Source organism: Pseudomonas sp. 8Z, assembly GCF_902506535.1.
Taxonomy (GTDB): domain Bacteria; phylum Pseudomonadota; class Gammaproteobacteria; order Pseudomonadales; family Pseudomonadaceae; genus Aquipseudomonas.
In genome coordinates, this window is the sequence record NZ_LR733827.1 from 1,147,988 (window position 1) to 1,163,113 (window position 15,126).

Annotated in this window: 18 protein-coding genes; 10 read left to right on the forward strand and 8 right to left on the reverse strand. The window is 61.1% G+C overall.

The genetic code is table 11. The annotated features are described in order from the left end of the window. The 3 genes from AERO9A_RS18210 to AERO9A_RS18220 form a co-directional block, all read right to left on the reverse strand. Positions 1-885, reverse strand: a complete 885-nt coding sequence (locus AERO9A_RS18210) for an alpha/beta fold hydrolase (protein WP_159973325.1) — start codon at positions 883-885, stop codon at positions 1-3. After that, entirely contained in the window at positions 882-1,658 is a 777-nt protein-coding gene (locus AERO9A_RS18215; RefSeq protein ID WP_159973326.1) for a class II aldolase/adducin family protein, read from the reverse strand. The genes AERO9A_RS18210 and AERO9A_RS18215 overlap by 4 nt, the downstream gene beginning before the upstream one ends. A gap of 195 nt (positions 1,659-1,853) precedes the next feature. Further along, entirely contained in the window at positions 1,854-2,303 is a 450-nt protein-coding gene (locus AERO9A_RS18220) for a flavodoxin (protein ID WP_159973327.1), read from the reverse strand. Between the two features lie 101 nt (positions 2,304-2,404). On the opposite strand from AERO9A_RS18220, the gene AERO9A_RS18225 reads away from it, so the two are divergent. Then, complete coding sequence (locus AERO9A_RS18225; protein WP_159973328.1) at positions 2,405-2,851, forward strand: PAS domain-containing protein; 447 nt, start codon at positions 2,405-2,407, stop codon at positions 2,849-2,851. A 65-nt stretch (positions 2,852-2,916) separates the two neighbouring features. Then, the gene (locus AERO9A_RS18230; RefSeq protein ID WP_159973329.1) at positions 2,917-3,522 is read left to right on the forward strand and encodes a hypothetical protein; all 606 of its coding nucleotides are present in this window, start codon (positions 2,917-2,919) and stop codon (positions 3,520-3,522) included. Between the two features lie 6 nt (positions 3,523-3,528). Here AERO9A_RS18230 and AERO9A_RS18235 read toward each other — a convergent pair whose 3' ends face one another. Then, on the reverse strand, positions 3,529-4,482 hold the full coding sequence (locus tag AERO9A_RS18235; RefSeq protein ID WP_178111157.1) for a MerR family transcriptional regulator: 954 nt from the start codon (positions 4,480-4,482) through the stop codon (positions 3,529-3,531). Positions 4,483-4,946: 464 nt separating this feature from the next. Between AERO9A_RS18235 and AERO9A_RS18240 the strand changes: the two genes are divergently transcribed. The 7 genes from AERO9A_RS18240 (at position 4,947) to AERO9A_RS18270 (ending at position 8,931) form a co-directional block, all read left to right on the forward strand. Beyond that, positions 4,947-5,513 carry an antibiotic biosynthesis monooxygenase gene (locus AERO9A_RS18240; RefSeq protein WP_159973331.1) on the forward strand — a complete coding sequence of 189 codons (567 nt, stop codon included), beginning with the start codon at positions 4,947-4,949 and terminating at the stop codon, positions 5,511-5,513. A gap of 310 nt (positions 5,514-5,823) precedes the next feature. Continuing rightward, positions 5,824-6,534 (forward strand): dihydromonapterin reductase, encoded by a 711-nt coding sequence (folM, locus tag AERO9A_RS18245; RefSeq protein ID WP_159973332.1) that lies wholly within the window; start codon positions 5,824-5,826, stop codon positions 6,532-6,534. Positions 6,535-6,555: 21 nt separating this feature from the next. Further along, positions 6,556-7,116: a GTP cyclohydrolase I FolE gene (gene folE / locus AERO9A_RS18250; protein ID WP_159973333.1), complete on the forward strand. Its 561-nt coding sequence runs from the start codon at positions 6,556-6,558 to the stop codon at positions 7,114-7,116. Further along, complete coding sequence (gene folX / locus AERO9A_RS18255) at positions 7,116-7,487, forward strand: dihydroneopterin triphosphate 2'-epimerase (protein WP_159973334.1); 372 nt, start codon at positions 7,116-7,118, stop codon at positions 7,485-7,487. Before folE ends, folX begins: the two co-directional genes overlap by 1 nt. 65 nt (positions 7,488-7,552) lie before the next feature. Then, positions 7,553-7,846: a DUF1244 domain-containing protein gene (locus AERO9A_RS18260; RefSeq protein WP_159973335.1), complete on the forward strand. Its 294-nt coding sequence runs from the start codon at positions 7,553-7,555 to the stop codon at positions 7,844-7,846. Continuing rightward, positions 7,843-8,184, forward strand: a complete 342-nt coding sequence (locus AERO9A_RS18265; protein WP_159973336.1) for a HopJ type III effector protein — start codon at positions 7,843-7,845, stop codon at positions 8,182-8,184. The genes AERO9A_RS18260 and AERO9A_RS18265 overlap by 4 nt, the downstream gene beginning before the upstream one ends. A gap of 159 nt (positions 8,185-8,343) precedes the next feature. Then, complete coding sequence (locus AERO9A_RS18270; RefSeq protein ID WP_159973337.1) at positions 8,344-8,931, forward strand: putative glycolipid-binding domain-containing protein; 588 nt, start codon at positions 8,344-8,346, stop codon at positions 8,929-8,931. Here the strand turns inward: AERO9A_RS18270 and AERO9A_RS18275 are convergent. From AERO9A_RS18275 to AERO9A_RS18290, 4 genes are all read right to left on the reverse strand, one after another. After that, a complete protein-coding gene (locus AERO9A_RS18275) occupies positions 8,928-9,257 on the reverse strand; it encodes an AzlD domain-containing protein (RefSeq protein ID WP_159973338.1) in 330 nt (109 codons plus the stop codon). The two genes, AERO9A_RS18270 and AERO9A_RS18275, sit on opposite strands and share 4 nt — an antisense overlap. After that, entirely contained in the window at positions 9,257-9,967 is a 711-nt protein-coding gene (locus AERO9A_RS18280; RefSeq protein ID WP_159973339.1) for an AzlC family ABC transporter permease, read from the reverse strand. Before AERO9A_RS18280 ends, AERO9A_RS18275 begins: the two co-directional genes overlap by 1 nt. Positions 9,968-10,032: 65 nt before the next feature. After that, positions 10,033-10,854: an AraC family transcriptional regulator gene (locus AERO9A_RS18285; protein ID WP_159973340.1), complete on the reverse strand. Its 822-nt coding sequence runs from the start codon at positions 10,852-10,854 to the stop codon at positions 10,033-10,035. Positions 10,855-10,856: 2 nt separating this feature from the next. Next, positions 10,857-11,426: a GNAT family N-acetyltransferase gene (locus tag AERO9A_RS18290; RefSeq protein ID WP_159973341.1), complete on the reverse strand. Its 570-nt coding sequence runs from the start codon at positions 11,424-11,426 to the stop codon at positions 10,857-10,859. Between the two features lie 194 nt (positions 11,427-11,620). Between AERO9A_RS18290 and AERO9A_RS18295 the strand changes: the two genes are divergently transcribed. Then, positions 11,621-15,106, forward strand: a complete 3,486-nt coding sequence (locus AERO9A_RS18295) for a PAS domain-containing hybrid sensor histidine kinase/response regulator (RefSeq protein ID WP_159973342.1) — start codon at positions 11,621-11,623, stop codon at positions 15,104-15,106. Positions 15,107-15,126 lie beyond the last annotated feature (20 nt).

The window sequence follows — 15,126 nt, forward strand, 5'->3', positions numbered from 1 at the left end:
TCACTCCAGGCGATCACGAAATTGTAGATAGTGCTCAAGCACCTCGGTCGGCGCTTCGAGCTGGGGATAATGGCCAATGCCATCGAGTAAGACGGTATCGGCAGCTTCGATCAGCTCGCGGTAGCGCGCCACCATGTGCGCGCCGGAAATCGGATCGAAGGCGCCATCGATGACCCGCATCGGCACGCGCGTGGCCTGCATGGCCGACACCCAGCGCTCACGCTGTTGACGGCGTTCGGGCATGTAGCGGATCAAGCGGTGCATCACCGCTGGCCCGCCATTGTGCTCGATCAGTTGCCACAGATCATCCAGCTCGGCGTCGCTGGCCTGGCTGTGCGGGCCGAAGATCCGGGCAAAACTCTGCGCCAACCTGCGCCGTGAGAACAGTCGCCCGATCAAAGGCCCGAGCGGGCCGAGCAGCAGCTTCTGCACGCGCACCGGATGATGGGTTTCGGGAAACAGGCCGCCATTGAGAAAGACACAGCTCGCCAGTTGCAGTCGCCCTTCCTGATGCCGGGCGAGCAACTCCTGCGCCACGCTGTCGCCATAGTCATGGGCCAGCACATGCACGCGGCGGCGCTCACCAATATGCGCCAGCAGAGCCTGCTGCAGATCGGTCTGCTCCAACAGGCTGTAGGCATGGCCACGGGGCTTGGCGGAATAACCAAAGCCGAGCATGTCGCAGGCGATCAGCCGATAGCGCTCAGCCAGCGGCGCCCACAGGCGGTGCCAATCCCAGCTTGCAGTAGGAAAACCATGGATCAGCAGCAGCGGCTCAGCCTCGACGGCGCCAGCCACCCAGTAACGAATGGCATGGCCGCGAAAATCCAGCGTCCGGCTCTGAGCGCGCCAAGCTTCCAGGGCGATGCCTGGCCACAGGTTCACTGATCGTACCCCGGCATCTGCTGATCGAGTTTGCGCAGCAAGGCCGGCCAGGGCAGCGAGCCGCCCATACCCTGCGGCGTTTTCATCACCCCGGCGACCATCGCCTGGGCACCGTCGAGAATCGGCTGCGGAATGCGGATCAGCTCAGCGCCGCCACTCTGCGCCATCACCTGGATTTCACAGGCGCGCTGCAGGATGAACATGCCAAGAAAGGCATCGGCAATGCTGCCAAAGGCCGTCAGCAAGCCATGGTTGGGCAGGATCATGAAGTTCTTGCCACCGAGATCGGCCTGCAGGCGCGCCTTCTCGTCGTGGTTCAGCGCCACCCCTTCGTAGCCGTGGTAGGCGAGACTGGCGAGGACGAACAGCGACTGCTGCGACAGTGGCAGCAGGCCTTGTTTCTGCGCCGATACGGCGATACCCGCTGGCGTGTGGATATGCAGCACGCAGCCGACATCGGGGCGCACCTCATGCACCGCGCTGTGAATGGTGTAACCCGCCGGGTTGATGTCGAAGGGGCTGTCCATCAGCTTGGTGCCGGCCAGGTCGACCTTGATCAGGCTTGAGGCGGTGATCTCGTGGAACATCAAGCCGTAGGGGTTGATGAGAAAATCCTCGGTGCCCGGCACCTTGGCGGAGATATGGGTGAAAATCAGGTCATCCCAGCCATACAGCGCAATCAGTCGGTAGCAGGCGGCCAGATCGACGCGGGCGCGCCATTCGGCGTCGGAAACCTGATTCTTCACAGCGGGCAGTTGCAACGCAGCGGTCACGGCGAACACCTCGATCTTGTTATGGGGTCGGTGGTGTCGCCAGTCTAGCCGCGCCGTCCGCTACGAGAAGTCGCCCTGGCAGCCATCTTCATGGCTTTGTAGGTCACGGCGCCTGCAGGCTCTTGGCGATAGCCGGATATTCGCCGCCGTGATGGCGCCATACGCCAGCAATGCGTCAGTAGCGTTTTATGCGTATCAGCCCCGCAGCGCCTTGGCGAAGGCCATTAGCCAGGGTTCGGCATCGCTTTCCGGGGTCACGGTTTCGCTCGCGTCCAAACGCAGCATCGCCACCACCTCGCGCAGGCCCAGCTCGGCATACAGCTCGCGGATCAGCTCGCCACCGCCGCAGTAGGTGTCGTAGCTGGAGTCACCCAACGCCAACACCGCAGCCGGCAGGCCGCTCCAAGCGGGTAGACGGTCACGAATCTCACAGTACAGCGGCATGAGGTTGTCCGGCAGCTCGCCCATACCCGTGGTCGAGGTAACAGTCAGAAAAGCCTGCGGGCCGAAAGCCAGCAGCTCATCGAGGCTCATGTTCGGCTTGTGCCAGGCATCGAGGCCAGCGGCTTTGAGTTGACGCTCAGCATGGCGTGCGACTTCTTCAGCGGTGCCGTACACCGAACCCGAGACGATGGCGACTTTCATGACAACTCCAGATACAGGAAAAACGCCGCGCATTATGCCGCAAGTGGACAGCCCGACCCGATGTTTTAGAATGCTGCGCACACCTCCTGCGGAATCACCCCATGATCAATGCCAAGCTGTTGCAACTGGTAGTCGACGCCTCCAACGATGGAATCGTGGTGGCTGAACAGGAGGGCGAAGACAACATTCTGATCTACGCCAATGCGGCGTTCGAACGCCTGACCGGTTACGCCAGCGACGACATCCTCTACCAAGACTGCCGCTTCCTGCAGGGTGAAGACCGCGACCAGAGCGGCCTGCAGGCCATTCGCGACGCGGTGAAAGCGCAACGTCCGTGCCGCCAGATCATCCGCAATTACCGCAAGGACGGCAGCGCTTTCTGGAATGAACTGTCGATCACCCCGGTACTCAATGAAAGCGATCAGCTCACCTATTACATCGGCATCCAGAAGGATGTCACCGTACAGGTGGAGGCCGAGCAGCGCGTGCACGAATTGGAGATCGAAGTCGCGGCACTGAAAGCCGAGATCGAACGCCTGAAAAGCTGACGAACGCACAAAACTAAAGAACAAATGTGTGGTCTGCTGTCGGTCAATCTCTTGCAGTGACTGTCATGCATAACGACCCACTCCTGACCCAGGCTGAAATCGATTTCATTCAGAGCCTGAGCATGCAACCGACCCCGCGCCCAACAGTGCCGCAAACGGCAAGGTTGTCCATCGGCGAACAGCTCGGTGAATTGCTAGAACGCTTAGGCGAAGACGAAAACCTCAGCCTGGACACGCACAGCCAGGGCGAGCACCTCAGCTATCCGCTACGGCTGATCCGCACAGGCCACGAATCACCGCGTCTGGAGCTAGGCGCCCCACTGATTCTGGAAACCGGCGATATTGAACGGCCCTGGCGCCTGAGACTGCCGCAAGCACTGCCACTGCTGGACAATCGCGGTCAGCCCAACGGCCTACAGGTACTGGAGCTTTCCAGCAACGGCATGCTGGTGCGCCAACAAGCCTTGAGCACACCAGAGCCCAGGCTGCTGGGTCGTTTGCAGCTCTCTGAAGAGGTGTGCGTCAGAATCAAGGGGCACTGGGTGCGCCGCGTCGGGCGCAGTCGCTACGCTTACCATCTGCAACCGCTGTGCACGCAGGATGAAGAGCAGTTGCGCGAGTTTCTCTTCGAACATCACCGCGCAGGCCAGCTCAACGAGACGCCCGCCTGAGCTGAGTCAGGTATCCAGATGACCGGCGAGAAACTGCCGCAGACGCCTTAACATCAAGCGCCCTTCATTGCCCAGGCAAGCAATGGCCGAGCCGGCCAGGCTGTCTTTGGCCAGATCCGAACTATCCCCCGCCAGCAACAAGGGGCACTCCAAGCCAAGAGACAGGCGTACCAGTTGCCTGGGCAACTCATCGCTCGGCGGCTGATGGCTGAAGATCACCAGCGCCTGCGGCCGCATCCGCTCACAAACCAGCGCCAGATCCGTGAAGGGCACACCAGGCCCCATGACCGTAACCTGGATGTCATGAGCGCTGAGCAACAAGGCTGCGACCAGCAGCTCCAGCTCACGGCAATGCCCAGGCAATGCCGCCAACAGCACCGATTCACGCGCCTCATCACGGCCAAGCTGCAGTCGCTGCCAGCAGCGCCCACGCAAGAAACCATCGAACATCAGCCATTCGCTGCGCTGCCCGACCTCGTCCTGATGCAGAAGCAATTGCTGCCAAAGAGGCATAAGAATGTCTTGAAAAACCACGGGCAGCGGATAGCAGGAGAATATCTGCCCGTACAAACGCTCCAGCCGTCCTTCATCGAAGTCCTGCAGAGCACGTCGCAACTGTTCCTGCCACTGCACCCAGTCATCACTGCTGACATCCTCGTAGGCAGGCGTCGCAGGGGTACGGTTGCTGGCGCTCTTGGCCAGGATCGAGCCAACCTTGCTGACCGCCACGCCTCGCTCGATCCACGCCAGAATACTGCGCACTGCCTCGATATCGGCCTGCGAGTAAAGACGGTGCCCGCTATCGGTACGAGTCGGCTGGATCAACCCATAGCGCCGCTCCCAGGCACGCAACGTAACCGGATTGACACCGGTTAAACGCGATACTTCACGGATGGGGAACAGCTCTTCCTGCTTCAGGGCACTGGACGCGAGGTTGGCGGCACCGGTGAACTCGGGCATGGTTTCAGGCATCACGAGAAAAATTTGCAGGCATTGTAACCGAGCGATGCAGGTTTATAGCGCGTGGCGACTGTGCACAAGCAGCAAATCTGCATAGAACATCGCCACTGGCCCCGCCAGGCACAACCAGGCGCAACTCGGCATGACGCACGCTGATACTCGCCCCGCTCTTCGATAGTGCAGAACGCCGACATACCGCCATCAGTGCGCCGAACGGGTGCGTCTGGCGCAGCGTGCACGCCGCTTGAATTTGCCAGCGGCAGACCTAAGGCGCTTAGTTGTACACCTAGAGGTGCCCGAAACTGGCGACTTTGCGAGGACTAGCTCGATACCACGGCTCGGCAGTAGCTAATTTCCCAGGAATCGGAATAATCCTTGCTGCACATTATGTCGAGCACACCACCCCGTGCTCGATACCGCCCGACGCCATACCCGGCCAACGGCAACCTTCGAGGAGATACACAATGTCCCCTGTTACCCTCATGGTGGCGCGCCGTGTCGCCAACGGTCGTTATCACGACTTCATCGCCTGGCTACGTGAAGGCGAACACCTGGCGACGGATTTCCCTGGCTACCTTGGCTCGGGCGTCCTGGCCCCACCGCCAAGTGACGACGAATTTCAGATCGTGTTTCGTTTCAGCGACGAGCAGACCATGGAGGCTTGGGAGCACTCGGCCTCACGCCAGGCCTGGCTCAAGCGCGGCAGAGGCCTGTTCGCGCAGCCGCATGAGAAACGCGCCGTAGGCCTCGACGCCTGGTTCGGCAGTGCTCATCGCCAGCCGCCGCGCTGGAAGCAGAGCGTAGCGATCTGGCTGGCGTTCTTTCCCGTGTCATTGGCGTTCAATCTGCTGTTCGGCCCCTGGCTCAGTGACCTGTCACTGGTAACACGCATCCTGCTCTCGACCCTGGCGCTGACCCCCTTGATGACGTACCTCTTCATTCCCTTGTCGACCCGCCTGCTCGAACCCTGGCTGCACGCACCAGCCAATCCCCGACACCACCGCCAGCCTGCCAGTATCGGCAAACCCTGACACATATCGCACTGACAATCGGCCAGCCTCGCGCTGGCCGATTTCGTTACAGCCCCAAAACTTATACAACGAAACCGCAATGTAGAAGGCAAGTACAAAAACGCATCGACCAAAAACCGTAACAAAACCCTTTACCGTCAATGAAATAGCCGTTTTCATTAACGACACAGGCAAGACCGCACACCCGACAGGGTTGTACAACACCAGACTCTGGTATAGCTTTAACTTCGGCCTGGTAAGTACCGCCTGCCACTGGTCAGGTATCCAAGGCGGTACAGCCGGGCCTTCCTTGTTTTCCCATGAGCCGCAGATGAACGCAGCCAGCTTCCCCATTCTGATCACCGGTGCCGGCCAGCGTGTCGGCCTCTACTGCACAGAGCGACTGCTCGATGCACAGCAACCGGTAATCATCAGCTATCGCCAGGAACGCGAAAGCATCGCGCATTTGCGTGAGCGCGGCGCTATCGCCTTGCAGGCAGATTTCAGCGATGAAGCTGGCATTCTGGCTTTTATCGATCAACTCAAGGGCCATTGCAGCGGCTTGCGCGCCATCGTTCACAACGCCTCGCAATGGCTGGCTGAAACGCCCGGCGAAGAGGTCGATGTCTTCCGCCAGTTGTTCACCGTGCACATGCTCGCGCCCTACCTGATCAACCTGCATTGCAGCGACTTGCTGCTGCAATCGGAGCAGGCGGACATCGTCCACGTCAGTGACGATGTGGTGCGCAAGGGCAGCGCCAATCGCCCGGCTTATTGCGCCAGCAAGGCGGGCCTGGAAAGTCTGACCTTGTCATTCGCCGCACGCCTGGCACCGCGCATCAAGGTCAATACCATTGCCCCGGCACTGCTGATGTTCAACGAAGACGACGACGAAGCGTATCGCACCAAGGCCCTGGCCAAATCGGCACTGGGTATCGAGCCTGGCCCACAGGCCTTCTACCAAAGCCTGCGCTATGTGCTGGACACCCCCTACATCACCGGAACCACCCTTACCCTCAACGGCGGCCGTCATCTCAAGTGACGCCACGCCCAGGACACTGCCATGAGCCAACCACTCACCCAACACTATCGCGAGATTCTTCTCGGCCTCGGTGAAAACCCCGAGCGTGAGGGCCTGCTCGATACGCCAAAGCGCGCAGCCAAAGCCATGCAGTACCTCTGCCACGGCTACCAGCAGTCGCTGGAGGAAATCGTCGGTAATGCGCTGTTTGAGTCCGACAACGACGAAATGGTGATCGTCAAGGACATCGAGCTGTACTCGCTGTGCGAGCACCATCTGCTGCCCTTCATCGGCAAGGCACACGTGGCGTACATTCCTACCGGCAAGGTATTGGGCCTGTCGAAAGTGGCGCGTATCGTCGATATGTATGCGCGCCGCCTGCAGATCCAGGAAAACCTCACCAAGCAGATCGCTGACGCCATTCAGCAAGTGACAAACGCCGCCGGTGTTGCCGTGGTGATCGAAGCCAAACACATGTGCATGATGATGCGCGGCGTGGAAAAGCAGAATTCGGTGATGAGCAGCTCGGTGATGCTGGGTGCATTCCGCGAGTCGTGCAACACTCGCCATGAATTTCTGCAATTGATCGGACGGAGCAACTAATGCCACGACTGGAACCCGGAATGGCGCGTATCCGCGTCAAGGATCTGCGCCTACGCACCTACATCGGTATCAAGGAAGAAGAGATCAACAACAAGCAGGACGTGCTGATCAACCTGACCATCCTCTATCCAGCGGTGGATGCGGTGCAGGTCAACGACATCGAGCACGCGCTGAACTACCGCACCATCACCAAGGCGATCATCGCCCATGTCGAAGGCAACCGCTTCGCCCTGCTCGAACGCCTGACTCAGGAAATTCTCGATCTGATCATGAGCCACCAGGCCGTGCGCTACGCCGAAGTCGAAGTGGACAAGCCCCACGCCCTGCGCTTCGCCGAATCGGTGTCGATCACCCTGGCCGGTCATCGCTGAGAGCGGCTTGCCGCTCCCCGGCGAGGCTCTTATCATCGCCGCCATCTATACCCGGAGAGCCCACCATGACCGAGCAAGAGCGTCTGGAGCTGGAAGCTGCAAGCTTTCGAGCCCTGGTACAACACCTGCGCACTCGCCCTGACGTGCAGAACATCGACCTGATGAACCTGGCCGGTTTCTGCCGTAATTGCCTATCGAAGTGGTACAAGGCGGCCGCCGACGATCAGGGCATCGAAGTGAGCATCGACGAAGCCCGCGAGACGGTGTACGGCATGCCCTACGCCGACTGGAAAGCCAAATATCAGAAAGAAGCCACCGCCGAGCAGCAAGCCGCCTTTGCCAAAGGAAAACCGCAATGACTACCCTCGCCGACCTACGCAATCGCCTGCAGCAGGACGACTTCGCCTTCAGCGAAACCTTGGCCTTCGTCGCCGAGCACTATGACTATCAGCCCAGCGCCTTTCGCAACGGCGCCGTGGAAAACGCCGCAGGCCAGAACGAAGGCTCGTGCAAGACCCTGGGCCTGGCCCTGCTCGAAGGCTTCAGCCAGGAAGAAGCTCTGCGCGCTTTCGGCGAACATTACCGCAGCGTGCTAGCCACACCGCAGGGCAATGACCACGGCAATATTCGCGCATTGCTGGCCCACGGCCTGGAAGGCGTGACATTCGAACAACAACCGCTGCACACCAAAGCCTAAATCTGTAGCACAAAAACCTGTGCATTTGTCAGCAAAGGCTGACAGACATCACATTGCCATCGTCTTATGCTGCGCCCATAACAATTCATGGAACACGAGGGAATGTGTTCTGCGCGGCGCGCGCTCCCTCCTGTTCCATTCCAGACATGGAACCGCACGATGCAACAGACTCTGGTATGGAAACCCTGGAACACCCCCGGCGTTGAAACCCTGCGCCTCAAACATGATGCCAATGGTATCCATGCCACCAGCCACCTCATGCAGGTGATCAAAGGTGACAGCATCGTCGCCAACTACCTGATCGACTGCGACCCGCGCTGGCGCTTCCGCCGTCTCTGGCTCAAGGTAGACAACCACGGGCAGCGCAAACTGTGCCTACAGCGCGACCTGCGCGGTAACTGGCTGCTCAATGGCCAACCCCGCCCCGACCTGCAGAACTGCCAGCACATCATACTGTCGGCCTCCCCCTTCACCCATACGCCGATCCTGCAGCGCAGCGCCCTGGTAGCCGGGCAAAGCCAGGATATTCAGGTGGCCTACGTGGACATGCTGAACCTGACGGTCGAAGCCCGCAGCAAGCGCTATCACTGCGTACAACACCGCACTCATGAAAGCCTGTACTACAGCCAGGCAGAAGGCCGCAAAGACGAAGAACTGTGCGTCGACGACCAAGCCCTGCTGCTCCAGATCAGCGACAAATACATGCGTTTGAGCCAACAAGAGCTGAAACTCAGCGCCCTGGCTTAGATAGGTAACTGCCCGAACATCCACCGCAGCGCAAAGAACACCAGCAAGCCACCGGCAATGGTCGCCAGCAAATGCCTTGTAAGGGCGGCAATGGCAATGGCCACCAGCCCTGCGAGCAGATAGGCGTTATCCACCCTAAACGCCCAGTGCTGGCCATCGGGCAGCAGCATCCCCGGCACCACGATCGCAGTCAGCACAGCGGTAGGCACATAGTGCAGCCCCTGGCGGATCAATGGTGGAAAGCGCAAATCAGGGAAAGCGAACAAGCTGTAGCGCGTGGCGAAGGTGATCGCCAGCATGCCGAGAATCAACCACCAGTTTTCCATCACGCCCCCACCTCTAGCGCTGATGGCCGATACCGCTCCAGGCAAACACCAACCACGATGCCACTGGCTGCAGCAGCCATCAGCCCCAACTTGTACGGCAAATCATGACAAGCCAAGGCCACACCTGCCGCGACCAAGGCCGCCGCCACCTGTGGACGATTGCGTAGCATCGGCACGACGATACCGATGAAGGTCGCCAACATGGCGAAATCCAGCCCCCACTGGCCGATACCGGGGATCGCCTGACCGAAAAGCACACCGGCCAGCGTGCAGCTCACCCAATTGACGTACATGGCCAAGGCCGCACCAAAGAAATACCAGTGCCGATGCTCGATGTCCGCCCCTTGCAGATAACGCTGCTGCACCACCGCATAGGCTTCATCGGTCAGCCAGAACGCCAACGGCACCCGCCAGCGCCTGGGCAGATGCCGCACATAGGGCTGCAGGCTGGCGCTGTACAGGGCGTGACGCAAATTGACCACCAAGGTGGTCAGCAGCACCACCGCGATACCCGCGCCACCGCTCAGCAGGCTGATACCAATGAACTGCGCCGAACCGGCGAAAACCAGCGCCGACATGCCAAACGTCTGTAGCGGATCGAGCCCCGCCGTGCCCGCCAGACTGCCGAAGATGATGCCAAAGGGCATGGCACCGAGCAGCATCGGCAGCATGTCGCGGGCACCCTGGGTAAATTCGTGATGACGTGACATAGAACCTCCTTGGGGCGACGAGCGTAGCCAACGCTATCGGCGGAGGTCTTGAACGATCTTGCGCTTCAGCCCTGGCAAGCCTGGCGATAGGCACCTGGCGCGATACCGTAGGCCTGTTTGAACTGGCGCGAGAGGTGACTTTGATCGGCAAAGCCCAACTGCATCGCTACCGACAATGGTGCACAGCCGTCACGCAACAGCGCTCTGGCCTGCTCCAAACGGCGCTGCTTGAGCCAGGCATGTGGCGGTAGCCCCGTGGCCCGGCGAAAAGTACGTGCGAAATGAAAAGGCGAGAGCCCGACCTCATCAGCCAGTTCTTCCAGAGAGGGCGGGTCGATCAGGCGCGCGCCCATCAACTCACGCGCCCGTGCCACCGCCACAGGCTCGCGCCCAACCTGACGCGGCTCAGCAATGCGCGCATGCCGACGAAACAACAGCAATAACGCTTCGCGCCAGGCCAGTTGCTGCTGCAAAGCGCTTGCGCCCTGTTCGCAAAGCCGGTGCAAGGCGGCGAAATGCCCGGCCACCTGTGGATCATGCAACACGCTGTTGGCAAAACCCGGTAAACCGCCGGTGACTATATCCAGCTCAGCCAGCACCGCACTGACCGCCTCCTGCTCCGGGTAGAACGCCCGGTAACGCCACCCCGACTCATGCGCCTTGGACCCGGTATGCAACTCATCGGGATTGATCAGCACCATGCCGCCCACGGCGGCCAGGTGGTCACTACCACGGTGACGAAAGCGCTGCGCACCGGACTCGATCACAGTAAATACATAGCCTGCATGCACATGCGGAGCAAAACGCTGCTCACGGTACTGGGCATGCAACAGCTCCACCTTGCCCAAGGCACGAGCCTGCCAGAAGCGTGCGTGTTCTGCGTTCATGCTCAGGCGCCGAAGCCCGCCTCCAGTGCCTGACGCACCTGTGGCCACTCCTGGTCGGTGATGCTGTACAGCACAGTGTCATCAAGACGCCCATCAGCCAGACGCCGATGGTTACGCAGTAGCCCCTCGCGCACAGCCCCCAGCTTCTCGATGGCGCGTTGCGAGCGCAAGTTGCTGGCGGCGGTCTTCAGTTGTACGCGCACCATGCCCCAGGTTTCGAAGGCATGCTTGAGCATCAAATACTTGATACTGGTGTTGAGGCCACTGCCATGCTGTGCCTGATCGAGCCAAGTCCAGCCAATTTCGCAGGCCGGCAGGGCGTTATGGAAGTCGGCAAAGCGCGTGGTGCCCAGCAGTTGATCGCCCAGGCGAATGACAAATGGCAAAGCACGCAACTCGCGCAGATCGGCCAGAGCGCTGCGATACCAGTCCAGACGCAAGGTGCCGTTCATATAAAGCAGAGCCTCGCGATTGGCCTCGGCCAGCGTCACCAACTGCGTGATATCAGCATCGGCCAGCGGCTCCAGGCGCAGCGCACCTCGTTGCAGCGTTACCAATTGCGGCTTGAACATCTTCTCCCCCGGCTCGATGGCTAGCCGTTCACGCTATCAGGCACACGCCTGCGAGACAATTGCCCAGTGCGGCAATCGGCCCGTGCGACCTTGGTAGCAACTGACGGGCTCGCGCTTTGGTGTAACACTGCACCCGTTATTCGCCATGCCCTGTGCACGGCTCATTTGTCCTACCTGCGTTCCGGAGTGTCCGCATGCCGCTGTCTACCGGGCTGATCGCCGCGGCCGCCCTGATCTACATGGCCTTTCTCTTCGCCATCGCCTTCTATGGCGACCGGCGCAAAACGCCCATGCCGCCAAAGGTGCGCGCCTGGGTCTACTCATTGTCACTGGCGGTGTACTGCACCAGTTGGACCTTCTTCGGCGCGGTCGGCCAGGCCGCCGAACAACTCTGGTCGTTCCTGCCCATTTATATCGGACCAATCATTCTGATGCTGAGCATGCCCTGGGTGCTGCAGAAGATGGTGATGATCAGCAAGCAGGAGAACATCACCTCGATCGCTGACTTCATCGCCGCGCGCTACGGCAAATCACAGTCGCTGGCCGTGGTGGTGGCGCTGATCTGCCTGGTCGGCGTATTGCCCTATATCGCCCTGCAGCTCAAGGGCATCGTCCTGGGCGTCAACCTGCTGATCGGGGCCGAAGCGCAGAGCACCGGCACCAGCGCTCAGGACACCGCACTGATCGTGTCACTGGCTCTGGCGCTGTTCACCATCTTGTTCGGCACGCGCAATCTGGACGTCACCGAGCACCATCGCGGCATGGTGCTGGCGATTGCCTTCGAGTCGCTGGTCAAGCTGCTGGCCTTCCTCGCGGTCGGCGCCTTCGTCACCTTCGGCCTGTACAACGGCTTCGGCGACCTGCTGACTCAGGCACACGCCACAGAAGAATTGGACGCTTTCTGGAACGAGGCAGTGAACTGGCCAGCGATGCTGGTGCAAACCGGCATGGCGATGATTGCCATTGTCTGCCTGCCCCGGCAGTTCCACGTCAGCGTGGTGGAAAACATCGAGCCCAAGGATCTGCGCCTGGCTCGCTGGGTATTTCCGGTTTATCTGGTGCTGGCGGCTCTGTTCGTAGTGCCCATCGCCCTGGCCGGGCAGATGCTGCTACCGTCGGGCGTGACGCCTGACTCCTTCGTCATCAGCCTGCCACAGGCCGAGGCTCATCCAGGTCTTGCTGTGCTGGCGTTTATCGGCGGTGCATCTGCAGCCACCGGCATGGTCATCGTCGCCTCGGTGGCGTTGTCGACGATGATCTCCAACGACATGCTGCTGCCCTGGCTGCTGCGCAGACAAAGCACCGAGCGCCCGTTCGAGGCGTTCCGTCACTGGATGCTCACAGCGCGCCGCGTGAGCATCGTGCTGATCCTGCTGTTGGCCTACGTTTGCTACCGTCTGCTCGGCGAAGGCACCAGTCTGGCGACTATCGGCCAGGTTTCGTTCGCTGCCATCGGCCAATTAGCGCCGGCCATGTTCGGCGCGCTGGTGTGGAAACAAGCCAACAGACGTGGCGTGTTCGCCGGGCTGATCGTCGGCTCGCTGTTGTGGTTCTACACCCTGGTGCTGCCACTGGCCGCGCGCGGTATGGGCTGGTCACTGGCCAGTTTTCCCGGTCTGACCACCCTGCTGCATGCCCCCATCGGCCTGCACGTCGACCCGCTGACCCGCGGCGTGGTTCTGTCGCTGGCCGGCAACATGCTGCTATTCGCCTGGGTGTCGTGGTTCTCCCGCACCCGTGTTTCCGAGCACTGGCAGGCCGGGCGCTTCATTGGCCATGACTTGGGCCTCAAGCCGAGCAACCGCAGTCTGCTGGCCGTGCAGGTAGCCGACCTGCTGATGCTGTCCAGCCGCTTCGTCGGCGAAGAACGTGCCCAGCAGAGCTTCGCTCGTTTCGCCCTGCGCCAGGGCAAAGGCAAGGATTTCGACCCCAATCAGCCAGCCGACAGCGAGTGGATCGCCCATACCGAACGCCTGCTTGCCGGCGTACTGGGCGCATCCAGCACCCGCGCGGTGGTCAAGGCGGCCATCGAAGGCCGCGAGATGCAGGTCGAGGATGTGGTGCGTATCGTCGATGAAGCCTCCGAGGTGCTGCAATTCAACCGCGCGCTGCTGCAAGGGGCGATCGAGAACATCACCCAGGGCATCAGCGTGGTCGACCAGAACCTCAAGCTGGTGGCCTGGAACCAGCGCTATCTGGAGCTGTTCGAGTATCCCGAGGGCTTGATTCATGTCGGCAGGTCGATTGCCGAGATCATCCGTTTCAATGCCGAACGCGGCATGCTCGGCGCCGGCGATGTCGAGGAAAACGTCGCCAAGCGCCTGTACTGGATGCGCCAGGGCACTGCGCATAGTTACGAAAGAGTATTCCCCAATGGCCGGGTGATCGAGTTGATCGGTAACCCCATGCCTGGCGGGGGCTTCGTCATGAGCTTTACCGACATTACCGAGTTCCGCCAGGCCGAACGCGCACTCAAGGAAGCCAACGAGAGCCTGGAACGGCGCGTGGCCGAGCGCACCTTTGAGCTGTCGCAACTGAACCAGGCCCTGAGCGAAGCCAAGGCCCATGCCGAAGCGGCCAACCAGTCCAAGACGCGCTTTCTCGCCGCCGTCAGCCACGACCTGATGCAACCATTGAACGCGGCACGACTGTTCTCTGCCGCCCTCTCGCACCAGGAGGACGCCCTGCCCGGCGAAGCGCAGGAGTTGGTGCGTCACCTCGACAGCTCGCTGCGCTCGGCCGAGGATCTGATCACCGACCTGCTCGATATCTCGCGCCTGGAGAACGGCCGTATCACCCCGGATCGTCACCCCTTCGCCCTCTCCAGCCTGTTCGACACCCTCGCTGCCGAGTTCGGCGTGCTGGCCGTCGAACAGGGTGTCGACCTGCGCGTGCATGGCAGTCGCCAGTGGATCGACAGCGATATCAAACTGCTGCGCCGAGTGCTGCAGAATTTCCTGACCAATGCCCTGCGCTACGCCAAAGGCCGCGTAGTACTGGGGGTACGCCGTGAAGGCGGCCAACTGCGCCTGGAAGTCTGGGATCGCGGCCCCGGTATTGCCGAGGACAAACGCCAGGTGATTTTCGAGGAATTCAAGCGCCTGGACAGCCACCAGACCCGCGCCGAGAAAGGCTTAGGGCTAGGCCTGGCGATTGCCGATGGCTTGTGCCGAGTGCTGCACCATGACTTGCAGGTGCGCTCCTGGCCAGGCAAGGGCAGCGTGTTCAGCGTCAGCGTGCCGCTGGCGCGCAAGCCCGCGCCCAAGCCAGGCGCCGCCTCACAAGCCACTGACGGCCAACCCCTACAAGGCACTCAGGTTATCTGCATCGACAACGAAGACAGCATCCTCACCGGCATGCAAAGCCTGCTGTCACGCTGGGGTTGCCAGGTCTGGACGGCACGCAACCGCGCGGAATGCGAGCACCTGCTAAGCGAAGAAGTACGCCCACAACTGGCCCTGATCGACTACCACCTGGACGAAGGCGAAACCGGCACCGAACTCATGGCCTGGCTGCGCACGCGCCTGGGCGAGCCCGTGCCGGGCGTGGTGATCAGCGCCGATGGCCGCCCCGAACTGGTCGCCGAGGTTCACGCAGCAGGCCTTGACTACCTACCCAAGCCAGTCAAGCCCGCTGCCCTGCGCGCCCTGCTCAGCCGCCATCTGCCGCTACGCGGCTAACCCATAGTGCCCGGCATTGG